A 23,498-nucleotide genomic window follows, 5' to 3' on the forward strand; every position below is an offset into this window, starting at 1 on the left:
AAAATAAAAAGTATTGGTTGTTTTATTCTGATTCAATCTTATGTGATAGATACACCATCGTCAGGGTTGTAAACACAAAGGCCTGAATAGAGCCAATAAAGATTGAGAATCCTTGCCATACCATTTGCAATGGTACGCCAATAACCCATGTTAGTGGTCCTGCTGCATTTGCTAAAGAAGCAATTAACCCTAGTAGTATTTCACCAGCGTAGATATTCCCATACAGACGTAAGGCTAATGTCAATGTATTTGTGAATTCTTCTAATAGCTTAATAGGCATTAGAGCCGGAACTGGTCGAATGTAACTATTCATAAAATAATTCTTAAACCCTTGTTCTTTTGCTCCAAAATAGTGTGTTAAAAGGATAACCAGCAAAGCAAGTGCTAATGTAACCACCGGACTCGCCGTTGGACTTTTCCAATAGGAATAACCACCGATATTCAGAATTAAAACCAATCCTAAAATATTCGCTACCCAAATAAAAAGAAATAGTGTGAAACCTAATAGATAAAACTGCTCACCTGTTTTCCAGTCCATTGAACTTGAAATCATATTTTTTACAAAGTCTGCAATGTATTCAATCACTAATTGACCCTTTTTCGGCCGAATTGATAAATTCCTCGTGCAAAAGTAACAAAATAAAAATACAAGAAGACATGTAGCAATCACACTAATCAAAATATCTACACTAAAGCCAATCCCCATGAATTCAATCACTTTCGATTCATGTTCCAATCGTTTCACCTCTTTTCAATTCTATACAGCTAGAATAAACCCATCTGTTAAAACACATCAAATAATTCATGAAAACAGAAGGCTCATTTGCAAACCTATAATACCACGCGTCGAAGGAATAATCAAAAATAATTATTATTTTTTTACTGAGAACAATCAATATATTGAAAGTTCAATATCAGGTTACAGCATCTTGAACAGCAAAATGCCTATTTCTCTTTCAAAAATACGATTCTGAGAAAAAGAACACTCAAAAAAACAAAAAACTGTTTCCCTTTCGAATGAATGAAAGGGAAACAGTTTTTATAGTTATTTTGTGCCAAATAAACGATCGCCAGCATCTCCCAAACCAGGTAGAATATAGCCGATTTCATTTAGTTTTTCGTCCAACGCTGCTGTAACGATTTCTACTTCAGGATACTCATCATTTAATACTTTTACCCCTTCTGGAGCAGCAACTAAGCAAATAAATTTGATATTTCTAGGTTTTGCGCCACGCTTAACTAATGCTTCAATTGCAGCAACAGCCGATCCCCCTGTTGCTAACATTGGATCAACAACAAAAAGTTGACGCTCTGCAATATCTGCAGGCATTTTTACGAAATACTCATGCGGTTGTAACGTTTCCTCATCACGATACAATCCAACGTGGCCTACTTTAGCAGCTGGCAGCATAGCTAAAAAGCCGTCTACCATTCCTAAACCAGCACGTAAAATGGGAACAATGGCTACTTTTTTTCCACTTAATGTTTTTTGAATTGATTTTACAAGTGGTGTTTCGATTTCAACATCTTCCAAAGGCATATTCCTTGTCACTTCATACGCCATTAACATTGCGATCTCACTAACTACCTCACGAAAGTCTTTTGTTCCTGTATCTTTTTGTCGGATAATTGTTAATTTATGCTGAATCAAAGGATGATCCATAACTGTTACTTGTGCCATTCGTATTCCCCCTCAAAATTTCACTTTTACTATTGTATAGTATTAGACTCATTTTGGCTAGAAAATTATTCCTTTTATTGCTTTGTATGGTCGCTTTATTTTTCTACATGCAGTGGAAACTGGCTTGTTAACTTCCGTACTTCAGATTTTACTGATTCCAGTACTTCTGGGTTGTTTTGGTTTTCTGCAACTTTAATAATCAATTCTGCAACTTTTCTGGATTCTTCTTCCTTAAATCCACGTGTGGTGATCGCTGGTGTACCTATTCGAATACCACTGGTTTTCATTGGCGGCAGTTTATCAAATGGAATCGCGTTTTTATTGACAGTAATTCCTACTTCATCTAAAAGAGATTCTAATTCTTTTCCATTTAAATCATAAGCGGAAACATCCAGGAGCAGAAGATGATTATCAGTTCCGCCACTAATCAATCGGAATTTAGATTCTTGAAAAACTTTTTCCATTGTTTTTGCATTTTTAACAACTTGTCCAATGTATTCTTTATAAGATGGTTGAAGAGCTTCGTAGAAAGAAACAGCTTTTGCAGCTATTATATGTTCAAGCGGACCGCCTTGAATTCCTGGGAAAATCGCACTGTTTAGTTTTTTTGCATATTCTTTCTTAGCTAGAATAATACCGCCTCTTGGTCCACGTAATGTTTTATGGGTTGTCGAAGTTACAATATCCGCATATTCAACGGGATTCTGATGGTAACCAGTTGCGCAAAGTCCAGCGATGTGTGCCATATCCACCATTAATTTAGCGCCCACTTCATCAGCAATTTCGCGGAATTTTTTGAAGTCTATTTTCCTAGAATATGCGCTCGCACCCGCAACAATTAGCTTTGGCTGCTCTTCTTTTGCAATGCGGAGCACTTCATCATAATTGATAAAACCTGTTTCTTTATCAATGCCATAGGAAACAAACTCATAATTTTTCCCACTAAAATTGACACTTGAGCCATGAGTCAGATGTCCACCATGGTTTAGATCCATCCCTAAAACTTTACTTCCGTGCTCTACCAAGGCCATGTATGCTGCCATATTCGCTTGACTGCCTGAGTGAGGCTGTACATTAACGTATTCAGCACCAAAAATTTCCTTAATGCGAGAAATTGCTAAATTTTCAATAATATCGACGAATTCGCAACCGCCATAATAACGTTTTCCAGGGTAACCCTCTGCGTATTTATTCGTCAATATACTGCCTTGTGCTTCCAATACTTCCTTAGATACAAAGTTTTCGGAAGCAATCAGTTCAATTCCTTCTTCTTGACGTGTTTTCTCTTTTTCAATTGCCTCAAATACCTCTTTATCGAACACCAAACATTCCCCCTGCTCCATGTTTTTATTAGATTATGATTAAAATCAATTATTAGTATAGCATAGTTCATATCTTCTTAATACCATTATTCATCCATATTTTTTTAAGAAAACGGAAGGAAATTAACTTCAGTTCACAGGTACGTGTTCAAGTTGCTGGACAATACTAATTCCAATGATAAAACAGATAATCAATTTCTCAAGCGATTCTTCTACGATAGTAATTCCCCATACTTCTTCGTTATTGAGGTCTTGTTCTTGTAAAGTTTTCCCATCTTCAATCGCCTCCTTTCTTTTAAATCGAGCGCTCACATTATCGCTTTCATTATACAGCAAGAATTTCATTAAAAACAAAAAGGCTGGATTTTTTATCCAACCCTTTTGTTTATTACTATTTAACGATTAACATACGGTCCAGTCCATTAATGTCTTTTTGGATACTAACCTCTTTATCTGGAAATGCTTGCTGATAGAGTTGTTGTAATTTTTCTCCTTGTTGAAAACCAATTTCCATAAAGAGACAGCCATCTGTTTTTAAGTAAAAGGGCAATTCATACGCTAGTCGTTCATATACACTAAAGCCCCCATTATCTGCAAACAAAGCCGAATGCGGTTCATGTTGCAAAACAGAAACGTCCATCAGTTCTTTTTCATCAAAGCCGATATACGGCGGATTGCTAATAATGCAGTCAAAAGTTTCTAAAGATACTGGTTCTAATAAGTCTCCTTGTAAAAAGCGAATAGCTAAATCCAGTGACTCTGTATTTTTTTTGGCTACATCAAGTGCTGCTCCAGATATATCTGTTGCAGTAACAATATCTTGTGGGCGTTCAGATTTCATGGTAATGGCGATGGCCCCTGATCCAGTCCCAATATCCAATACACGAAGCGGTTTTTCACCGACTGTTTGATTCAAATGTTTCAAAGCTGCGTGAACAAGTTCTTCCGTTTCCGGACGAGGAATAAGTGTATCTTTTGTGACTTTCAAAGGTATTCCGTAAAACCATTCTTTTCCGACAATATATTGCAGAGGTTTTCCTTCGATGAATTGATTCAAATCGTCTAAATACTGTAAATAAATAGAATCCGTCATTTCATCTTTCAAATGACGGATAAAATCTGTTTTAGTCCAATCCAATCGATCAATCAGCAATCTTTCCGCAACATAAGTGTTTTTATTAAATTTTTCCAAATATTTTACTGCATTTTGAACCACCTGTTGATAGGTTCGTGTACTAATCGATACCATTATTTAAATTCTCCAATTTTTCAGCCTGATCCGCAATAATTAATGCATCTACAATTTCATCAAACTTACCGTTTAAGATTTGATCTAGTTTTTGAATCGTCAACCCAATTCGATGATCCGTTACTCGATTTTGAGGGAAATTATAGGTGCGAATTCGTTCAGAACGGTCTCCTGTCCCAACTGCTGACTTTCTATTTGCATCATATTCTGATTGTGCTTCACTGGTGATTTTGTCAAAAACACGCGCGCGCAAAACTTTCATTGCTTTCTCACGGTTTTTAATTTGAGAACGTTCGTCCTGCATCGCAACCGCAATCCCCGTTGGAATATGAGTTAAACGGACAGCAGACGCAGTCTTGTTGACGTGCTGTCCACCTGCACCGCTTGCGTGATAAATGTCTGTACGAATGTCTTTATCAGCTATATCCAGTTCTACTTCTTCCATTTCCGGCATTACAACGACTGTAGCAGTAGATGTGTGTACACGCCCTTGTGATTCTGTTTCGGGTACTCGTTGCACACGGTGAGCGCCACTTTCATATTTTAATTTAGAAAAGACATTTTGTCCTTTTATCATTAAAATAATTTCTTTATAACCGCCAATACCGGTAATATTTGCATCCATTACTTCTACTTTCCAACCTTGGTTTTCTGCATATTTGCTGTACATTTCAAAAAGATCTCCAGCAAATAGAGCAGCTTCATCTCCACCCGCTGCTCCGCGGATTTCCATGATGATATTTTTCCCGTCATTTGGGTCTTCTGGCAGCAACAATACTTTAATTCGCTCTTCTAATTCTTCTTTTTCATCTTTCAGCATCGATAATTCTTCTTTAGCAAGTTCTGCCATGTCAGCATCTAATTTTTCTGAAAGCATTTCTTCTGTATCGCTAATCTCTTCTTCTAATTTTTTGTACCGTCTAAATACAGCAACTTTGGGACGTAAATCTGACTCTTCTTTTGTAAGCTGCATTAAACGTTGTGTATCCGAAATCACTTCCGGATCACTTAATAATTCCGCTAATTCTTCATAACGGATGATGAATGTGTCAAGCTGATCAAACATCTATCTCAAAACCCTTCTTTTTCCAAATATGAATCCTATCTTTTTGTCATTCTAAATTTCTGGATGAAAATAATGTTTACGGCATACAGGGATATAAGACTCATTTCCACCGATTTGAATTTGTTCCCCCTTATAAACGGGTTTCCCATCTACAATTCTCATATTCATGAGAGCTTTCTTATGACAATACCAACAAATTGTTTTTATTTCTTCTATTTTATCAGCGTATAATAATAAATATTTCGATCCTTCGAATAATTCATTTGTAAAATCATTTTTTAAACCAAATGCCATAACCGGAATATCTAAATCATCTACAATTCTAGCTAATTGTAAGACATGTTTCTTACTCAAAAATTGTGCTTCATCTAAGAGTACACAATATGGTTTATCTTTTTCAGATTTTACAACTTCATAAAGATCTGTTTCTTCATGAACAGCCTTAGCTTCTCTGCGAAGCCCAATTCTACTCGCAACATAACCAACTTGATCGCGGTCATCAATAGCACTCGTAAAAATTAATACTGGCTTATTTTGCTCTTCATAATTATGGGCAACCTTTAATATTTCGATTGTCTTCCCACTGTTCATTGCACCATATTTAAAAAATAATTGTGCCATTTTTCACCCCGCCAGTATTTTTCATAATTATTATCTTGTAATATAATAGTAATAAATGGCCTTAAAGTCAATCATACAAGCTTAATTCAACAAGATGTTAAGAAATAATAAAATTAATGAGTATTCTTCCTATATTTTTATCCATTACTTTCAGTATAAACAACTTTTATGCTATGATGTCAAAGAGAATTTTTGAAGGAGAGATACATTTGAGTATTCGGGGAGCATTGGCCATTACGGTCGGAAAAGGAACACAGTGGGCATTACGTACATTTACGAATGGTGGTACAAGTTTACCAGGAAAACTTGCCGCGAAAATTGATCCAGCTGTTCTTTCTCACTTAGCAAAAGACTATGAAGTAGTCATTATTACAGGCACGAACGGTAAGACACTTACAACTTCCCTGACGTACCACGTTTTACAACAAAAATTTAACCATGTGTTAACAAACCCGACAGGGGCAAACATGGAGCAAGGAATTATTTCTACGTTCTTAGAAAAACGAGATTCTAAAGCCAATAACAAAAAAATCGCGATTTTAGAGGTGGATGAAGCTAGTTTAATCCACGTTACCAAATATATAAAACCAAGCATTATTGTGAACACAAATGTTTTTCGTGACCAAATGGACCGCTTCGGGGAGATTTACACCATTTACCAAAAAATGGTAGACGGAGCAGCGCAAGCGCCCAATGCAACAATCTTAGCAAATGGTGACAGCCCTATTTTCCATTCGAAAGACCTTAAAAACCCTCAAATTTATTTTGGCTTTAACCATGAAAAAGATGGCGAAACAATGGCACATTACAATACGGACGGTGTTCTCTGTCCAAATTGCCAAAGCATTTTACACTATAAGTTTAATACATATGCAAATCTCGGAAAGTATTATTGTCCAAATTGTGACTTCAAACGTCCGGAATTAAAATATGCCGTTACAGCCGTTGATCATTTGGATTACCAATCTTCTACTTTTGAAATTGATGGGCGTCCTTTTAAAATTAATGTTGCTGGCTTATATAATATTTACAATGCATTAGCAGCTTATTCAGTTGGACGTGAATTTGGTTTAACACCAGAGGAAATCCAATCAGGATTTTCTTCTGCTGAGCAAAAATTCGGGCGTCAAGAAACGATTCAAATTGATAACAAGACCATTGTGTTAAATCTTATTAAAAATCCGGTTGGTTTGAATCAAATCATCGACTTACTTGATTATGAAAAAGATCCTTTCACAGTAGCTGTCGTATTGAACGACCGCCCGGCTGATGGAACCGATGTAAGTTGGATTTGGGACGGGGAATTTGAAAAGTTAGTTGAACATACTATTCCAAGCGTAAGCGTGAGTGGTATTCGCCGAGACGAAATGAACTTACGTCTCAAAGTGGCTGGCATACCAGAAGAAAAAATGAACGTCTATGATTCTGTGAATGAGTTGATTGAATCCTTTCAACAAGAGCCTACTGAAAAAATTTATGTAATGGCTACTTATACTGGCGTTTTGAATTTGCGTAAAGTGTTAGCTGATAGAGGCTATATCAAAGAAAGGATGAAATAATTGAAACTGAGAATCTGTCATTTATATGGGAATTTATTGAATACATATGGTGATAACGGAAATTTATTGATGCTGCAGTATTGTGCGCGACAAAAAGGAATTACCGTTGAAACTGAAATTGTCAGCTTAGATCAACCTTTTGAAGCAGATCAATATGATTTAGTCTTTTTTGGCGGAGGACAAGATTACGAACAATTCATCGTGTCAAAAGATATTCAACAAAAAGCTGACGATATTAAAGAATATATTGAAAAAGATGGGGTTCTGCTAGCAATTTGTGGCGGCTACCAATTATTAGGTCATCACTATGTGGATGCTAGTGGAAAAGAAATCAAAGGAATCAGCGCGATTGATTATTATACATTGAACCAAGAAAATAATCGCTTTATTGGTGATATTACCATTTACGATGAAGAATCCGGTGATACTTATCATGGTTTTGAAAATCATAATGGTCGTACATTCTTGGGTGATCATGTGAGAGCTTTAGGTATTGTTCAAGAAGGTAAAGGAAATAATGGCGAAGATAAAACAGAAGGTGCTCGTTATAAAAATGTCTTTTGCTCTTACTTCCATGGTCCTTTACTAGTCCGCAATATTCATTTAGCAGAACGAATTGTCGATTTAGCCGTTAAAAATCATCAAAAGAAAAACTTACTTGCATAAAAATAGAGAAACAGGACTTCAAGTTCATCATGACTTGAAACCCTGTTTTTTTATTATTCTAATAAAAATGACCAAATTATCATAATAAGTGTGAGAAGCAGAATCCCTAAAACAAAGGCCCACCCTTGCCATCTAGCTAGATTAATCGTTGTTCCGATACCATATCGTTTTTCTACAAACACAGCTGCATCATCCGGATTATAATAGAACATCCCTGCAATCCATTTCTCATCTTCTTCTGGATCTTGATAATATTGACTATCTTCATCCTCGGATTCCGATAACTTCAATTTCTCCCCACCTTGTCCGTATTTAATGGACAAATAGAATGTACTGCCAATTGTCAGTAGGAGATAAAGAGCAACTACAATAATTTGAAGCCAGAAATATTTTTCATCAATTAAAACAGAAGATAAAAAGAGACTCGATATTAATAATTGTGTAGATATAGCTATCAGGAAGGAAAATTTCGACCAAGCTTGTCGATATCTTCTACTCTTTTCACTAGAAATAACAGGTGCCAGCGGAGATAGTTTCTGTCTTGATTTGATAAATGAATAATGTGCAAAGTAAAAAATAGGTATGAACAGAACTTGTAGAAGCGGAAAAGATAAAACAGTCAGAAATGATTTTTCTACATAATGGTTTGCTTGAAAATTACTATCAAAATTAATCGGGATTTGATCAGGAATCCGGTCGTAATTCATTAAGGAAATAACGACCGTTACAATAATGATTACAAGCTGCCACAGAACAAATGCACTCGAAGGCGTCATTTTCAACTTTTCATGATAGTTTGAATCAATTACTATTTTTTTCTTAATTGAGACTTCATCAATTGGTAAAGTTTTTTTCCACTTCATTAGTTCTTTTCGATATTTTAAATAGATAAGAAAGGAAACAATCATGAATAGGAAGATAATGATTATTAAGTAAATGGAAATAACCATATCAACTTTATTTTCTTCCAAATAAAACGGAATCAGCAACAAGGGAAGCGCCAGAAAAAAACTGATGGCTATATTGATAATGGCATAGCGTTTAACCAATCTTACAATAAAATCATCTTTCAAGAACTGTTTGGGAACTGAAACCCCAAATGGCGTCGATCTTCTACTAACCAATGGTGTAATACCAATTGTCACTCCCATAAACAACATCGTAAAAAACATTAGCAAAATAAATGTCCACATACTATTCCTCCCCCTTTCTTAATTTTACCGATATTTTTGCAATCCATTCTGTTATCAATTCTTCTGAGCACTCATGGACAAAAGCGTCTACTAGAATTTCTTCCAATCGAGCTTGGATTTCACTCGCCAGCTCCGGTGTGGCCTCTCGATTCTCGATTGGGCTAATTGTATATCCTTTATTACTCTTTAATAAAATCCCCTCATCAGTTAATAAATTATAAGCTTTATTGACAGTATGCATGTTCACACTCAAGTCACTTGCCAAAATACGAACACTTGGCAGATAATCTCCCTCCGTCAACTCCCTCTTGACAATAGCTTTCTTTATTTGATTAATGAGCTGTGTATAAATCGGTATCGTACTGGTTGTTTCTACTTCAATAAACATCTCTCCACCTCCGTTAGCTCTACTTGTTATACATCAAGTATAACACACATAAGGTGATGATTCCAATTGAAAAATTACTTTATTAGCATGAACTGATATTCCTTCCACTGAAGAAGTTTTTCGAGTCCACTGGATGTAATTATTACCGTATCTCATCTACTGTGGACTTGAATCCATTCTCACTGGATGAGAATCCTTTACTATTTCATCTACTGAGAGGATAGCAAACTGCTCACTGGAAGATAATCCTGTTAAATATTGAAAATAAAAAATTTACCTTATCTTAAAATACGGAAAAAGGCTGGGAAAATTCCCAGCCTTTTCAAATCTATTTTATTCATTCATCATCAAGATGCTTCTGTAAACTGACTATTGTATAAATCAGCATAGAAACCTTTTTGAGCCATCAGTTCATCATGGGTTCCTGTTTCCATAATGTCACCTTGGTTCATGACAATGATGTTGTCTGCATCCCGGATAGTGGATAATCTATGAGCAACAACAAAACTTGTACGACCTTCCAACAACTTACGCATCGCATTTTGAATCAAGATTTCCGTACGTGTATCAACACTGGATGTTGCTTCATCAAGGATCAAGATTTCTGGATCTTTGATAAATGCACGGGCAATGGTCAGTAACTGCCGCTGCCCTTGAGAAATGTTACTTGCCTCTTCATTCAAGTACGTTTGATATCCTTCAGGCAAGGTACGAATGAACTCGTCTGCATGAGCCATTTTCGCTGCTGCATATACTTCTTCATCCGTTATGCCTTTTCTTGCACCGTATTTAATATTCTCAAAGATGGTTCCATGGAATAACCATGTATCTTGTAGCACCATTGCGAAGCGATCACGTAATGCATCACGATCCATATCGCGCGTATCTACACCTTCTAGTTTAATGCTGCCGCCTCGAACATCATAGAAACGTTCCAATAAATTAATAATCGTTGACTTACCTGCTCCAGTAGGACCTACAATCGCAACCATTTGCCCACTCTTCACACTCAAGTTAAAGTCAGTCATTAAATCAGCAGAACGATCATAACCAAAACGAACATGTTCAAAAGTCACTTTATCATCCGTTTGAACAGCAGGAATATCAGTAGAAGTAATTTCCATTTCTTCTTCATCTAAAACTTCGAAAATTCGTTCAGTTGATGCAACGATCGATTGAATTGTATTTAGAATGTTTGTTAATTGCTTCATGGGTTCCGAGAATTGGTTCGTGTAAGTCAGAAATGCTTGCACATCCCCTAAAGGCATGACTCCGGTTGCTACTTCAATCCCACCAAGAACCGCAACAAATACATATCCTAGATTTTTCACCATATTCATTAATGGCATTAAAACACCAGAAATGAACTGCGCTTTAAAAGCAACTTTGAATAATTTTTCGTTTTGTTCTTCAAATATTTCGATAGATTTTTCTTCTTGATTAAAACTAATGATCTCGGTATGACCTGAAAAATTCTCTTCTATTTGTCCATTCAGCTTTCCTAGTTCTCGTTGTTGTTTACTAAAGTAACGTTGAGATCGGGGAGCAATAAGCGAAATAATAAACGCACTTAACGGAACCGTAATCAATGCTACAATACTAAGTTTCCAACTAATGCTTAGCATCATGATAAAAATTCCGAAGAACTGCACAATGCTTATAATGGCCTGATTCACTGTCTGGACCAATTGACGAGCAATATTATCAACATCATTAATTGCGCGACTCATGATATCTCCATTACTGTTTGTATCATAATAAGAAATTGGAACAAGAGACATCTTTGCTTTAAAATCCTGTCGCAAATCATAAACCGTTTTTTGAACAATACGAACAAGAGTAAATTGAGCAACATAAGAAAGTAATGCATTTGCAATATACAATATTGCAACCATCGTTAAAATTTTATATATAGATGAAAAATCGATTGGAAATCTAGAGGTTCCTTCTTGAACTCCTTCAATTACCCCATTAAAAATGATTGTCGTAGCATTCCCTAAAACACGTGGAGTAAAGATTTGCAGAATCGTTGCTACTCCTGATAAAACAAAAGCTAATAGTAGCAGCCATTTTTTTAATGACATGTATTTAAACAATCTTCTTAACGTTCCCCAAAAGTTTTTGGGTTTTCTTACTACTTTTGGCGCGTTTCTCATTCATTTTCACCTTCTTTAAATTGAGAATTCATAATCTCAAGATAAGTCTCGTTATCTTTTATCAAGGATTCATGTGTACCTTTTCCAACTACTTTACCATTGTCTAACACTACTATTAAATCAGCATCCATAACGGTACTAATTCTTTGTGCCACAATAACCACAATCGCATCTTCCGTTTCATCTTTTAAAGCATGACGTAGAGCTGCGTCCGTTTTAAAGTCTAATGCTGAAAACGAGTCATCAAAAACATAAACATCCGGTTCTTTAATAATTGCACGCGCAATACATAGTCGTTGGCGTTGACCACCCGAGAAGTTCGTTCCACCTTGTTCTACAGGAGATTCAAGACCTAATTCTAATCCTTCTACAAAATCTTTTGCTTGTGCTATTTTCAATGCTTGCCAGATTTCGTCATCAGTAGCATCTTTCTTGCCAAAAAGCATGTTGGAACGAATCGTACCGGAAAACAGATTTGCTTTTTGTGGTACATAAGCAATTCGTTCGCGGATATTGAATTGATTTAATTCTTTTACATTTATTCCATTTAAATAAACATTTCCTGATGTTGAATCGTAAAAACGCATGATTAGATTAGCAATCGTGGACTTACCTGATCCGGTACCACCAATAATTGCTAACGTTTGGCCGGCCTTCATACTAAAATCAATATCATCAACAACAGGTCTCTCTGCATTTGGAAAATAATAGGTCACATGATCAAAAGCAAGTTGGCTACTTTCATTTTGCAGTTCAGCCTCATCAAACAGATGATCTCCATCTTGAATAGTACTTTCAAGGTTTAATACTTCATTAATACGAGCTGCAGAAACTTGTGCACGTGGAACCATCGTCAAAATCATTGACATCATCATAAAACTAAACAGTAACATTGCTGAGTAATTAATAAATGCAACTAAATTTCCAACCGGCATATTTCCGATTGCAATGTATTCTCCACCAATTAAAATAATCGAAATGTTTGTGCCGCTTAGTACAAGCGTCATAATCGGCATCAATAAACTCATGATAGACATAGCTTTCACATTATTTTGCATGAAATCTTCGTTGGCTTCCGCAAAGCGCTCTTCTTCGTACGTGCTCTTATTAAAAGCGCGAATAACTCGGACTCCCGTCAACCCTTCTCGAAAAATCAAATTCAATCGATCTGTCTTTTTCTGAATTAACTTAAATAGAGGAATAGCCGAACGCATAATAATAAATAACAAGAAAATTAAGATTGGTACAGATACAAAGAAAATTCGAGCTAATTCAGGATTTTGAGTATAAGAAAGAACCGCAGCTCCTATACCCATAATTGGTGCAAACATCATCATACGCAAGAACATCATAAATACCATTTGAACTTGTTCCACATCATTAGTGGATCGAGTAATCAAAGATGCTGCTCCAATTGAATTAACTTTATCTTTTGACAGATACATTACTTTTCGATAAATATCTCCGCGGATTTGAAGTCCCACCCGTTGAGATTCTTTTGCAGAAATGTGTACTCCAATAATCGCTGCTACAATGGTAATCCCTGTCAGTAACAACATTCGAAATCCAGTATTCCAAATATAGCTAATATCACCCGTTGCGATTCCATTATTGATGATATTAGAAGTCATATTCGGAAGGTTTAACTCTGCAAACACTTGAACAATAATAAATAATACGGAACCCAAAAATGCTTTCCATGAAATCCGTTTCCCTAATTCGAACATAGAGAGGACCCCTCCTTTTTAATTGTTTTCTTTTTTCCTGATACCATTCTCCATCCATGACAATCTACTGTTGATAATTCGAAAAGCTTCTTCTTCAGATAAATTTTGTAAGAATACTTTTGAGAGTGTCCAATGAATCATTTGAAAAATATATTGTAGAAATTCATTCAATTCTTCTTCAGAAGTAAAATTAAGATTTGATTGATCAACTATTTCGAGAATTTTTGCAAATTTTTTCATATGTTTTTGATTTTTATCATTTTGTGAATCTTTTTCGAATATATTTCGACTCCTCTTATAAGACATATTCACAAAGAAGTGATGGTAAAAGTCTTTATACTCACCGTTTAAGTAATATTCATATAAAAACTTAAAGGTATCTTTCAGACTTTCGAATAGATCTCCGTCTGCCTTTTTGAAGCAATTGATAATTCCCTCGTTCTGGTCTTTCTTCAATAAACTAAGGCAGTAAAAATACAAGTCGTCCTTATCTTCAAAGTATTGATAAAAACTTCCCCGTGAAATATCTGAATGTTGAATAATCACATTGATTGAAACTTCTTCCAATGGTATTCTAGAAAACTCCACATACGCAGCATTTAATAAACGCTCCCGCTTATCTTCTGGTAAATTAAAAAAAGTTTTCTTTGGCAAATCTACACCTTCTTTCTAAAAAAATAAAAAACATGACAACTTGTCATGAGACATAGTTATAACATTATGACAAGCTGTCACATCTGTCAACAAAAAAGATTTCGAAAACAAGAAATTGTGTTTGGAGAGCGAAGCTTCTTACAGGTACAGCAGAAGCAGCGAAGCAATCAATGGGACAAATTTATCTTTTTTCACTAGTTCAGGACTTAGCAGCTAGATATCGAAGGCATAAAAAAATTATATTATTCTGTAAAAAAAGAAGCCGATATCGGCTCCTTTTTTATTGATCTTCATTGGTGTCTTCAATTATTCCTTCTGATAGTTCTGCTTCTGTTTCATATAATCCTGAATAATTTTTATACCATTCAAAGACATGCATAAAAATAACTTTTAAAACAGCGTAACCAGGTATCCCCAAAACGAAGCCAACTAATCCAAAAACTTTTCCTGCTGTCAGCAGGACAATCATGATGGTTACCGGATGAACCGATAAATTACTTCCCAGAACTTGTGGAGAAATAACTCTTCCTTCAATGAACTGTTCAATACTAAAAACAATTAATACTTGTACGAGCATCAAGGGAGACTCAACTAAACCAACAATAACTGCTGGTATCATTGCTAAAAATGATCCTAAATAAGGGATTACATTTAAAAAGCCTGCTAAAATACCGAGTACAATACCATAGTTTAAGCCAATAATCGAATAACCGATGACAAACATTAAGCCTACAAAAAAAGCAACCGTGATTTGACCACGAACATATTGACTGATTTGCAAATTAATCTTTGTTAATAAATCTTTTACCGTAGCACGATGACGGTTGGGTAAAAAAGCTAAAATTTGACTAGGAAATTTATCCCCTTCCTTTAGCAAGTAGTATAAAATGATTGGCATTGTAATCAGCCCCACCAAAACATTTGTCACTACACCTAAAACATTTCCAATTCCTGAAAAAGTATTAGACAAGAAATTATTTGCCCAACTCGTAAGAGCATTAAAAATGTTTGTATTAATCTCAGTAAACTGCTCCTGAAAAGAACGGAACCACTCATACTCAAAAAAGTTATTAAACATATTATTAATGGTGATCCAAAATTGAGGAATATCATCAATAATCCCAATCGTTTGTTCGCGAATAACCGGAATTAGAATAGCAACTCCCCAGATTATTAGAAGAATAAGAACAATGAAAGACAGCCAAATCGCAGCTGTTCGATTTACTTTTTTCTTTTCAAGCCAATTCACAAGTGGATTCATTAAATAATAGAGAATGCCACTTAGAATAAGCGGAAAACCAATTACGTTAAAAAAACTGCCTACTGGTTGGAACAAATGTGAAATCTTAGAAAAAATCAAGATGATTAACAAAATCAACAACACAATCAACAATGCTGTTACAAATTTGTTATTTAAAAACCAACGTTCAAACCAAGATGTTCGCTTCCTTTGGGGCTGATAACCTTTAGTTGCTCTCTCCATATCCTTCACTCACTTTCTTTTATTAATTAGAAAGATACTTAATTTCCATACCTGTTTGGACTTCTGGTAATTTATATGGCGACAAATAGACACTTGTTTCGATATAGTTCTCATGATCGAATTCTTTAAAAACCAGCGTAACATGTCCTAGCGCACGTAGGTTTGCACTTACATTTTCCCCAACGTACTCTACATCATACTCTTGATTTCCAAAAACTAATTTATCTTTCTTCTGTAGTTCAAAATCTCTATCTGTTTTTTTAAAGGCTTGTAATACCGATACATCTTTAATTGATGTAGATGCATCTTCCCCAAATAAAATTAAAATATTTTCTTCTGTGCTGATTGCATCTTTTCCAATATGAGTTATTTCGCTAATCATAGATATAAATCTCCTTCTTCATAGTGATACTTTTATTCTATCATATCCTATTCGAAAAAATGAATAGCAAGAGAATTTTGTTTTTTTTATTCATTCAAAACGGTTTTTTTCTAATAATTTGATATACTTACTGTAGGACTTAAAAATTAGAGGAGGAAACAATTTATGGAATATACTTTATATCTGGGATCCTATACAAAAAGGGAAAGTAAAGGGGTACATAAAATTACGTTGGATACTACTAATGATAAGTTAGTTGATTATCAATTAATCGCTGAGGTGGACTCTCCTACTTATTTGACGTTTTCATCTGACAAAAAAACTATGTATACTATTTCGAAAGAAGAAAATGGTGCTGGATTAACATCTTTTAATCTTTTAGACAATGGTGAATATAAAAAACGTGCATCAACAACTACAGAGGATGCCGCTCCTTGTTATATTTCTTTTGATGAGGTTCGTAAATTACTATTTACAGCGAGCTACCATGGGGGGTATGTATCCGTTTATAAAGAAAATGAAGACGGCACACTTGAACAGACAGACCGCGTGATTCACAAAGGAAGCAGCGTTCATGAAAATCAAAAATCTCCTCATGTTCACTATACCGACTATGCTCCAAATTCACAAATTCTACTAGTTTGTGATTTAGGCACGGATGAAGTATTCAGCTATGAAGTTTCAGATGAAGGTAAATTAACCGAAATTTCTCGTTATACAGCTAAAGCTGGATCAGGCCCGCGTCATTTGGCTTTCCACCCAAATGGCAAAACGGTCTACTTAGTTTGTGAATTGAGTAGTGAAATTGAAATTTTAGAATATCATCAAGAAGATGCGACTTTTACATATGTTGACCGTATTTCAACTATACCTGAAACACACACTTCTTTTAATAGTGGTGCCGCAATTCGTGTAAGCAATGATGGTAATTTTGTATATTATTCTAATCGTGGACATAATTCAATCGCTGTTTTCGAAGCGTCTGAAACTACTGAAGCTTTAACTCTGGTAGACTATGTTCCTACAGAAGGAGAAACACCTCGTGATTTCAACTTTTCTCCTGATGAAAACTATCTTATCGTGGGACACCAGGATTCAGACCATTTAACACTATTCAAGCGTAATCAAGCTGTTGGAAAACTAACCTTACTAGAAAAGGACGTTTATGCACCAGAGTGTGTATGTGTAAAGTTTTAAATTCATAAGAAAAGCGAACAAGTCCGCCTTGGCCTATGAAAAAATAGGAAATTTGACCCTGAATGAGCAGCGAAGCGCGCAATGGGGCAAATTTATCTTTTTTTCACTAGGTCAGGACTTGGGAGCTAGACATTGATGGCTGAACTTATAATCCCCTAGTCTATAATAAAAATCAGGCTGAAATGATCAGCCTGATTTTTTGTAGAGTAGGTAATATAATTTTTTTCTGCCATCGATGTCTAGCCATCGAGTCCTGGCCTACTGCTTCATACGCAGATTTTACGCATGTTGCACTATACCTATAGCTTGTTTCGCTTGTACTGTGCCGTTTTCATCTAAAGAAAATTCTTTTACTTTATCCATATTCGTAATAACAACAACCATCGCATTATCTTTTCCAGCTTCAGCTAATGCAGCCAAATCACATTTTGCAACAAGCGTATCGGAAGTCACACTATCACCTTCGCTAACAAATGTTTCGAAAGGTTTCCCATTTAATTCAACGGTGTCTAATCCCATATGAATCAAAACTTCTATTCCACTTTCTAATTTAATTCCAATTGCATGCTTCGTTGGAAAGACACTTAGTACTTTCCCTTCGACAGGCGCATAAATATTACCGTCCTCCGGAATAACTGCATAGCCGTCTCCCATCATTTTTTGTGAGAATACTGGATCTGCAACTTCTGTAACAGGAACTATCTTTCCATTTACAGGAGCAAATAGAGTCTCTTTCTCGATTGGAGTATCCTTTTCTTTTTTATCTTTTTTGAAAAAATTAAACATATTAACGCCACCTTTACAAGATTAATTATAATAATTTTCATCTTATACACTTACTTACAATGATACCATAATTGCCATTGTTTTCCTATTTAAGTACCATTGCTTTCGTCTTATTAATTGTGAACAAATTATGATAAATGAGAATGAGAGTCACTACCAGCTAGATTATAACCATTCTAATTTGTTTTTTTGTTTGATACTATTTAATTACGGCAATTACAATTCAAAGAAAAAGGTGGTCATATGAACACACTATGGAAAAACAATAAGCCAATGACAGCTACTATTATTAGTGGGATACTCATTTTGATTGGTATTTACTTTCAATTTTCGAAAACGGATTTTCCTGTAGCGATTATTTTTGTTAGTTCTTTTATTATCGGAGGATTCTTTCAAGCTCGGGAAGGTTTTTACGATACAATTGAAAATAAGCGATTAAACGTGGATATTTTGATGGTACTTGCTGCTATTGGCGCCTCTATCATTGGATATTGGCTCGAAGGTGCCTTGCTCATTTTTATTTTCTCTTTGTCAGGTTCTTTAGAAGAATATGCATTGAACAAAAGTACAGAAGCCATTAGTTCTTTAATGAGTATTGTTCCCGCTACTGCTAAAAGGCTTACGAAAGAGAATCAACTGGAAACTGTGAACGTCGAGGACTTGTCGATTGGGGATCGAATATTTGTGGCAAAGGGGGACAGTCTTCCAATTGATGGCACGCTTCTTTCCAAGAAGGCTACCATTAATGAATCTTCTATTACAGGAGAGTCAATCCCACGTGAGAAAAAAGAGAACGATCAACTGTATGCAACTTCTATCAATTTAGATGAACCTATTACGATTACAGTAAATAAAAATTCGAATGAAACTTTATTTGCAAAAATTATTCAAATGGTGAAGGAAGCACAGTCGACACCTTCTAAAACAGCCAGTTTCATTACAAACATTGAGAATAAGTATGTGACAGCTGTACTTATTTTTGTTCCAGCCATGATATTTATTTTTTATTTCTTTTTAAATTGGACTTGGAGTGAATCGTTTTACCGAGGAATGGTACTCCTGACCGTAGCATCGCCATGCGCATTGGTTGCCTCCGCTACGCCAGCAACTTTAGCAGCTATTTCCAGTGCAGCGAAAAAAGGGATTCTTTTTAAAGGTGGTATTGCAATCGAGAATTTCAGCTCCCTTTCTTGTATTGCTTTCGATAAAACAGGTACCTTAACAAACGGAAAACCAATTGTAACAGATTCTTACATATCGCCAGAACAAAATGAAAGAGATATTTTAGGAATTGTTTATGCTTTAGAATATGGTTCTACTCATCCCATTGCGATTGCACTTGTAAATTTCCTTAAAGAAAGAAATTATTCTGATATATCATTAACAAATCAAAAAGATCTTACTGGTTTGGGTTTATCAGGTGAATATCAAGGCGACGAGTGGCGGATCGGAAAAATGGATTTCACTCGCAAGCATTCTAAACAAACCAATATATTTTCCAAGCAAACACAGAAACTCTCCCAAGAAGGAAAGACGGTTGTCTCTCTTTCAAAAAATGGAGAAATGGTCGCTTATTTTGCACTTCTGGACATTGCTAAGACTGGCGCGAAAGAGACCATTTCTTTTTTACAGAAAAACGATATTCATACGCTTATGATTACAGGCGACAATCATGAAACTGCTAAAGCAATTGCAGATGAATTAGGAATAGATGAATACCGCGCGAACTGCTTGCCAGAGCAAAAAACAGGAATTTTAAAAGATTTACAGAAGGAATATGATTTTGTGGGGATGGTGGGTGATGGAATCAATGACGCACCTGCTTTAGCAAATGCCGATATCGGTGTTGCAATGGGACAAGGTACCGATATTGCTATGCAAACGGCAGATGTTGTGCTGATACAAAATGATTTAGAGACACTGGAATATTCCTATCATTTATCCAAAAAACTGAAAAAAATAACCGTACAAAATATTGTTTTTTCTATGAGTGTGATTATACTACTCATTATTGCGAACTTAATGCAAGTAATTAATCTGCCAATTGGAGTAATTGGACACGAAGGCAGTACCATCCTTGTTATTTTGAACGGCTTACGTTTGTTATTAAATAATCCAAAAAACTAAAAAACAAGAGGCTGGGAAAAACTCCCAGCCTCTTTCCTATACCCGAATAATGTAGCGTAAATGTGCTCAAAAAGGCAGCCCCGACGTCCACTTCACGAATCATGCTCAGATGGTCTGCAACCATCTGAGCATGATTCGCTCCAGTGATTCGGGGCTGAACGCCTTTTTTCCCACTCTCTATATTTGTGCGCAATGCTTTAAAGTAGAAAGGCATTTATTTTCGGGTCTACTTTGCTCGATGTTTCTCCATGAATGTTTTGATTCGTTGAACCCCCTCAGCGAATTCTTCTGTGGACGTCGCATAACTAAAACGAATATGTTTGGGCATCCCAAAGCCACTACCTGCAACTAGACCAACATGAGCTTCTTCAAGCAAAGCCATTGTAAACGCATCGACAGTATCATAACCCGTCATTTTTGCAGCCTCAGAACATTCCGGGAACAGATAAAAAGCTCCCATTGGCTTCTCATATAATTTAAAACCCGGTAAATCTTTTACTAATGGGTATGCCGCATTCAAGCGAGTTTCAAACAACTTACGATTTTCTTCCATAAAGTCTGATCCTTCTGTTAATGCAGCTAGAGCAGCATACTGACTGATTCCAGCAGCATTACCACTTGTCTGACTAGCAATTTTATTAATTGCTTGCATGACTTTCTTGCTTCCTAGTGCATATCCTATTCGCCATCCTGTCATCGCAAAGGCTTTTGACATTCCATTCACAATAATGCTTTGTTGACGAATTTCTTCTGAGAGAGATGCGATAGACTGACTTTTCGCTCCGTTAAAAACTAGCTTGTAATATATTTCATCTGCAATAATTAAAATGTTTTTTCTAACACAATAGTCTCCAATTATTCGTAACTGCTCTTCGTTAAAGACAGCTCCAGAAGGGTTTGACGGTGAATTCAGTACAAGGAGCTTTGTTTTATCACTTGTATAGCGATCTAACAATTCCTCTGTGAGGGCAAACCCATTCTCTGGGTCTGTTTCTATGAATACAGGAACTCCTCCAGCCAGTCGAATTTGTTCGCTGTAACTCACCCAATAGGGTATCGGTATAAGGACCTCGTCTCCTTCATCTACCAAAGCTTGAAACAAATAATAGAGAATTAATTTCGCTCCTGCTGAAACAAAAATTTCATCCATTTCATAAGAAACGAAATCATGTTTTTGATGAAAATCAGCAATTGCCTGCCGTAATTCGGCTATACCGGCACTATCCGTATAATGATGCCCTTTTCCTTCGTATATTGCTTTATTTGCAGCATCCAAAATATATTTTGGCGTATCAAAATCCGGCTCGCCGACTGTTAAAGAAATAATATCTCTGCCCTCTGCCTTCAATTCTCTCGTCTTTTGAGTAGCAGCTAAAGTCGAAGATAGTTGGATATCTTGTATTCGTTTTGAAATCAATAAAATTCCCCCATTCACCAATCAATAGTTTGAAGTATTTGTTTTACTACATCCTCTGTTGTCAGATGATCAGTTGCAATTGTATGAGCCGCACAATCCTCGTAAAACTCTAAACGTTTTTGATAAATCCGCTTCAGATCTTTCGATTCATTTGATTGGGCTAATGGTCGGATATTCAATTGATCGTCAATAATTCGATTCCACAAAGTATTAAACTCTGCTTGCAAGTAAATCACTTGCGTTTGCTGTTTTAATAACTCCCGACAAGCAACCGTTTCGATACAACCGCCTCCCGTTGAAATTACGCCAGATGATTGATGATACTCTAGTAATAATTCATGCTCAATTTCACGAAATTTTTCTTCCCCATATTCGACAAAAAACTCTGAAATAGGCATTTGAAGACGCTTGCTGATTTCGTAATCTAGATCAATGAAGTTTTTTTCCGTTTTTTTCCCGAGCAACTTCCCTACACTTGTCTTTCCGGCTCCCATAAAGCCAATTAAAATAATTGCCATGACTACACCTCTTTTGTCAGCCTGCTGTCCCAGTAAGATTCAAGACCTCATCAAAGAATGTTGGATAACTAATATTCACACATTCAGCTTCTTTTAAAAATACATCTTCTTTTACTAATAAAGCAGCAACCTGTAACATCATTCCGATTCGATGATCGCCAAAGCTGTCAACTGTCGCTCCTGCCAATGGTGTACCTCCATGAACAATCAAACCATCTTCCGTTTCAATGATGTTTGCCTGCATATGATTAAGTTGCGAAGCTACTGCTTGAATACGGTTCGTTTCTTTTACTTTTAATTCTTCCGCATCTTTAATAACAGTTATCCCCTCGGCTTGAGTAGCAAGTAAAGCAATCACCGGTAACTCATCAATCAGCCTAGGTATGATGGAACCACCAATAGTTGTAGCTTTCAATTGACTTGTTCGCACAGTAATATCTGCGCTTATTCGATTTTCTCTCATATCAATTGTGATGTCTCCACCCATTGCTTTTATTACATCAATGATGCCAGAACGCGTTTCGTTCATTCCAACATTCTCAAGTAGTATTTCACTATTTGGAACAATTAATCCAGCGGCTAAGAAAAATGCTGCTGAGGAAATATCACCTGGAACTTCAATTCTTTGTCCTCTTAGGGTTTGCCCGCCTTTTATGCGAATAACCTTGTCATCAATTTGCAAGCTTCCTCCAAATTGTTGCAACATTTCTTCTGTATGATTACGGGATTGTTCTTTTTCAATCACAACGGTTTCGCCTTCTGCTTGGAGGCCCGCTAAAATAATTGCTGATTTAACTTGTGCACTTGCTACAGGCATTTCATACTCGATAGCATGTAATTCGTTTATTGGTTCAATAGTCAGCGGAGGAAACTCGCTGTCTTTATCTCCTGATATTTTTGCTCCCATTTGTTCCAATGGTGCAATCACTCGTTGCATTGGGCGTTTATTCAAGGAATTGTCTCCTGCAATTACGCTCGTAAAAGACTGACCAGCTAATAAACCACTCAGCAAACGAATCGTAGTTCCAGAGTTTCCTACATCCAATATTTCTTTAGATGGACGCAAGCCGTTCATCCCTCTTCCCTCTACAATGATTTCATCACCATTATCGTGGATTTGAATGCCTAATTGTCGCATGACTTTGATAGTATTTAAGCAATCATCGGCACGTAAAAATCCAGTGATGCGTGTCTCACCTTCCGCAATCGACCCAAACATGACACTTCGATGAGAAATGGATTTATCTCCTGGTATCGTTAATTTCCCTTGCAAACTCTTCGCGTGATTGATCAATTTTCTCATCGA

At 36.1% G+C, this 23,498-nt stretch carries 22 protein-coding genes; 4 read left to right on the plus strand and 18 right to left on the minus strand.

Annotated features, from left to right (window positions below):
* Positions 1 to 22: 22 nt before the first annotated feature.
* The 7 genes from atpB to EJN90_RS00490 all read right to left on the minus strand — a co-directional run bounded on the left by atpB (position 23) and on the right by EJN90_RS00490 (position 5,939).
* Positions 23 to 736, minus strand: a complete 714-nt coding sequence (gene atpB / locus EJN90_RS00460) for a F0F1 ATP synthase subunit A (RefSeq protein WP_126108358.1) — start codon at positions 734 to 736, stop codon at positions 23 to 25.
* 309 nt (positions 737 to 1,045) lie between these two features.
* On the minus strand, positions 1,046 to 1,681 hold the full coding sequence (gene upp, locus EJN90_RS00465) for a uracil phosphoribosyltransferase (protein ID WP_126108359.1): 636 nt from the start codon (positions 1,679 to 1,681) through the stop codon (positions 1,046 to 1,048).
* A gap of 95 nt (positions 1,682 to 1,776) precedes the next feature.
* Positions 1,777 to 3,003 carry a serine hydroxymethyltransferase gene (glyA, locus tag EJN90_RS00470; protein ID WP_227872534.1) on the minus strand — a complete coding sequence of 409 codons (1,227 nt, stop codon included), beginning with the start codon at positions 3,001 to 3,003 and terminating at the stop codon, positions 1,777 to 1,779.
* Positions 3,004 to 3,132: 129 nt separating this feature from the next.
* On the minus strand, positions 3,133 to 3,315 hold the full coding sequence (locus EJN90_RS00475) for a hypothetical protein (RefSeq protein ID WP_126108361.1): 183 nt from the start codon (positions 3,313 to 3,315) through the stop codon (positions 3,133 to 3,135).
* A gap of 79 nt (positions 3,316 to 3,394) precedes the next feature.
* Positions 3,395 to 4,252 carry a peptide chain release factor N(5)-glutamine methyltransferase gene (gene prmC, locus EJN90_RS00480; protein ID WP_126108362.1) on the minus strand — a complete coding sequence of 286 codons (858 nt, stop codon included), beginning with the start codon at positions 4,250 to 4,252 and terminating at the stop codon, positions 3,395 to 3,397.
* Positions 4,239 to 5,318, minus strand: coding sequence for a peptide chain release factor 1 (gene prfA, locus EJN90_RS00485; protein WP_126108363.1), 1,080 nt, complete (start codon positions 5,316 to 5,318; stop codon positions 4,239 to 4,241). The genes prmC and prfA overlap by 14 nt, the downstream gene beginning before the upstream one ends.
* Before the next feature lie 51 nt (positions 5,319 to 5,369).
* Positions 5,370 to 5,939, minus strand: coding sequence for a thymidine kinase (locus EJN90_RS00490; RefSeq protein ID WP_126108364.1), 570 nt, complete (start codon positions 5,937 to 5,939; stop codon positions 5,370 to 5,372).
* A gap of 209 nt (positions 5,940 to 6,148) precedes the next feature.
* On the opposite strand from EJN90_RS00490, the gene EJN90_RS00495 reads away from it, so the two are divergent.
* The gene (locus tag EJN90_RS00495) at positions 6,149 to 7,498 is read left to right on the plus strand and encodes a Mur ligase family protein (protein WP_126108365.1); all 1,350 of its coding nucleotides are present in this window, start codon (positions 6,149 to 6,151) and stop codon (positions 7,496 to 7,498) included.
* On the plus strand, positions 7,499 to 8,164 hold the full coding sequence (locus EJN90_RS00500) for a type 1 glutamine amidotransferase (protein ID WP_126108366.1): 666 nt from the start codon (positions 7,499 to 7,501) through the stop codon (positions 8,162 to 8,164).
* A gap of 53 nt (positions 8,165 to 8,217) precedes the next feature.
* Here the strand turns inward: EJN90_RS00500 and EJN90_RS00505 are convergent, their stop codons facing one another.
* The 7 genes from EJN90_RS00505 to EJN90_RS00535 form a co-directional block, all read right to left on the minus strand.
* Positions 8,218 to 9,357 carry a DUF1648 domain-containing protein gene (locus EJN90_RS00505; protein WP_126108367.1) on the minus strand — a complete coding sequence of 380 codons (1,140 nt, stop codon included), beginning with the start codon at positions 9,355 to 9,357 and terminating at the stop codon, positions 8,218 to 8,220.
* A gap of 1 nt (position 9,358) precedes the next feature.
* Positions 9,359 to 9,745, minus strand: coding sequence for a GntR family transcriptional regulator (locus tag EJN90_RS00510; RefSeq protein WP_126108368.1), 387 nt, complete (start codon positions 9,743 to 9,745; stop codon positions 9,359 to 9,361).
* A 347-nt stretch (positions 9,746 to 10,092) separates the two neighbouring features.
* Positions 10,093 to 11,901 (minus strand): ABC transporter ATP-binding protein, encoded by a 1,809-nt coding sequence (locus EJN90_RS00515; RefSeq protein WP_126108369.1) that lies wholly within the window; start codon positions 11,899 to 11,901, stop codon positions 10,093 to 10,095.
* Positions 11,898 to 13,628, minus strand: coding sequence for an ABC transporter ATP-binding protein (locus EJN90_RS00520; RefSeq protein ID WP_126108370.1), 1,731 nt, complete (start codon positions 13,626 to 13,628; stop codon positions 11,898 to 11,900). Before EJN90_RS00520 ends, EJN90_RS00515 begins: the two co-directional genes overlap by 4 nt.
* Positions 13,629 to 13,646: 18 nt before the next feature.
* Positions 13,647 to 14,282 carry a TetR/AcrR family transcriptional regulator gene (locus EJN90_RS00525; protein WP_126108371.1) on the minus strand — a complete coding sequence of 212 codons (636 nt, stop codon included), beginning with the start codon at positions 14,280 to 14,282 and terminating at the stop codon, positions 13,647 to 13,649.
* 280 nt (positions 14,283 to 14,562) lie between these two features.
* Positions 14,563 to 15,765, minus strand: a complete 1,203-nt coding sequence (locus EJN90_RS00530; protein ID WP_126108372.1) for an AI-2E family transporter — start codon at positions 15,763 to 15,765, stop codon at positions 14,563 to 14,565.
* 22 nt (positions 15,766 to 15,787) lie between these two features.
* On the minus strand, positions 15,788 to 16,147 hold the full coding sequence (locus EJN90_RS00535; protein ID WP_126108373.1) for a PTS glucitol/sorbitol transporter subunit IIA: 360 nt from the start codon (positions 16,145 to 16,147) through the stop codon (positions 15,788 to 15,790).
* 165 nt (positions 16,148 to 16,312) lie between these two features.
* Here EJN90_RS00535 and EJN90_RS00540 point away from each other — a divergent pair, with 165 nt between their 5' ends.
* Positions 16,313 to 17,344: a lactonase family protein gene (locus EJN90_RS00540; protein WP_126108374.1), complete on the plus strand. Its 1,032-nt coding sequence runs from the start codon at positions 16,313 to 16,315 to the stop codon at positions 17,342 to 17,344.
* 279 nt (positions 17,345 to 17,623) lie between these two features.
* Here EJN90_RS00540 and EJN90_RS00545 read toward each other — a convergent pair whose 3' ends face one another.
* Complete coding sequence (locus EJN90_RS00545) at positions 17,624 to 18,130, minus strand: PTS sugar transporter subunit IIA (RefSeq protein WP_126108375.1); 507 nt, start codon at positions 18,128 to 18,130, stop codon at positions 17,624 to 17,626.
* A 243-nt stretch (positions 18,131 to 18,373) separates the two neighbouring features.
* On the opposite strand from EJN90_RS00545, the gene EJN90_RS00550 reads away from it, so the two are divergent.
* Entirely contained in the window at positions 18,374 to 20,257 is a 1,884-nt protein-coding gene (locus EJN90_RS00550) for a heavy metal translocating P-type ATPase (RefSeq protein ID WP_126108376.1), read from the plus strand.
* A 226-nt stretch (positions 20,258 to 20,483) separates the two neighbouring features.
* On the opposite strand, the gene EJN90_RS00555 is transcribed toward EJN90_RS00550, so the two are convergent.
* From EJN90_RS00555 to aroA, 3 genes are read right to left on the minus strand one after another with little or no spacing between them, the layout of a single operon-like run.
* The gene (locus EJN90_RS00555) at positions 20,484 to 21,674 is read right to left on the minus strand and encodes a pyridoxal phosphate-dependent aminotransferase (protein WP_227872535.1); all 1,191 of its coding nucleotides are present in this window, start codon (positions 21,672 to 21,674) and stop codon (positions 20,484 to 20,486) included.
* A gap of 14 nt (positions 21,675 to 21,688) precedes the next feature.
* Entirely contained in the window at positions 21,689 to 22,192 is a 504-nt protein-coding gene (locus EJN90_RS00560; RefSeq protein WP_126108378.1) for a shikimate kinase, read from the minus strand.
* A gap of 16 nt (positions 22,193 to 22,208) precedes the next feature.
* Positions 22,209 to 23,495, minus strand: a complete 1,287-nt coding sequence (gene aroA / locus EJN90_RS00565) for a 3-phosphoshikimate 1-carboxyvinyltransferase (RefSeq protein ID WP_126108379.1) — start codon at positions 23,493 to 23,495, stop codon at positions 22,209 to 22,211.
* Positions 23,496 to 23,498 lie beyond the last annotated feature (3 nt).

Source organism: Jeotgalibaca ciconiae, from assembly GCF_003955755.1.
GTDB classification, from domain to species: Bacteria; Bacillota; Bacilli; order Lactobacillales; family Aerococcaceae; genus Jeotgalibaca; species Jeotgalibaca ciconiae.

Excerpts from the sequence above, each read along its gene's own strand:
- upp (WP_126108359.1), bottom strand. The coding sequence starts at position 1,681 with ATGGCACAAGTAACAGTTATGGATCATCCTTTGATTCAGCATAAATTA.
- prmC (WP_126108362.1), bottom strand. The coding sequence starts at position 4,252 with ATGGTATCGATTAGTACACGAACCTATCAACAGGTGGTTCAAAATGCA.
- prfA (WP_126108363.1), bottom strand. The coding sequence starts at position 5,318 with ATGTTTGATCAGCTTGACACATTCATCATCCGTTATGAAGAATTAGCG.
- EJN90_RS00490 (WP_126108364.1), bottom strand. The coding sequence starts at position 5,939 with ATGGCACAATTATTTTTTAAATATGGTGCAATGAACAGTGGGAAGACA.
- EJN90_RS00505 (WP_126108367.1), bottom strand. The coding sequence starts at position 9,357 with ATGTGGACATTTATTTTGCTAATGTTTTTTACGATGTTGTTTATGGGA.
- EJN90_RS00510 (WP_126108368.1), bottom strand. The coding sequence starts at position 9,745 with ATGTTTATTGAAGTAGAAACAACCAGTACGATACCGATTTATACACAG.
- EJN90_RS00515 (WP_126108369.1), bottom strand. The coding sequence starts at position 11,901 with ATGAGAAACGCGCCAAAAGTAGTAAGAAAACCCAAAAACTTTTGGGGA.
- EJN90_RS00520 (WP_126108370.1), bottom strand. The coding sequence starts at position 13,628 with ATGTTCGAATTAGGGAAACGGATTTCATGGAAAGCATTTTTGGGTTCC.
- EJN90_RS00530 (WP_126108372.1), bottom strand. The coding sequence starts at position 15,765 with ATGGAGAGAGCAACTAAAGGTTATCAGCCCCAAAGGAAGCGAACATCT.
- EJN90_RS00535 (WP_126108373.1), bottom strand. The coding sequence starts at position 16,147 with ATGATTAGCGAAATAACTCATATTGGAAAAGATGCAATCAGCACAGAA.
- EJN90_RS00540 (WP_126108374.1), top strand. The coding sequence starts at position 16,313 with ATGGAATATACTTTATATCTGGGATCCTATACAAAAAGGGAAAGTAAA.
- EJN90_RS00545 (WP_126108375.1), bottom strand. The coding sequence starts at position 18,130 with ATGTTTAATTTTTTCAAAAAAGATAAAAAAGAAAAGGATACTCCAATC.
- EJN90_RS00550 (WP_126108376.1), top strand. The coding sequence starts at position 18,374 with ATGAACACACTATGGAAAAACAATAAGCCAATGACAGCTACTATTATT.
- EJN90_RS00560 (WP_126108378.1), bottom strand. The coding sequence starts at position 22,192 with ATGGCAATTATTTTAATTGGCTTTATGGGAGCCGGAAAGACAAGTGTA.
- aroA (WP_126108379.1), bottom strand. The coding sequence starts at position 23,495 with ATGAGAAAATTGATCAATCACGCGAAGAGTTTGCAAGGGAAATTAACG.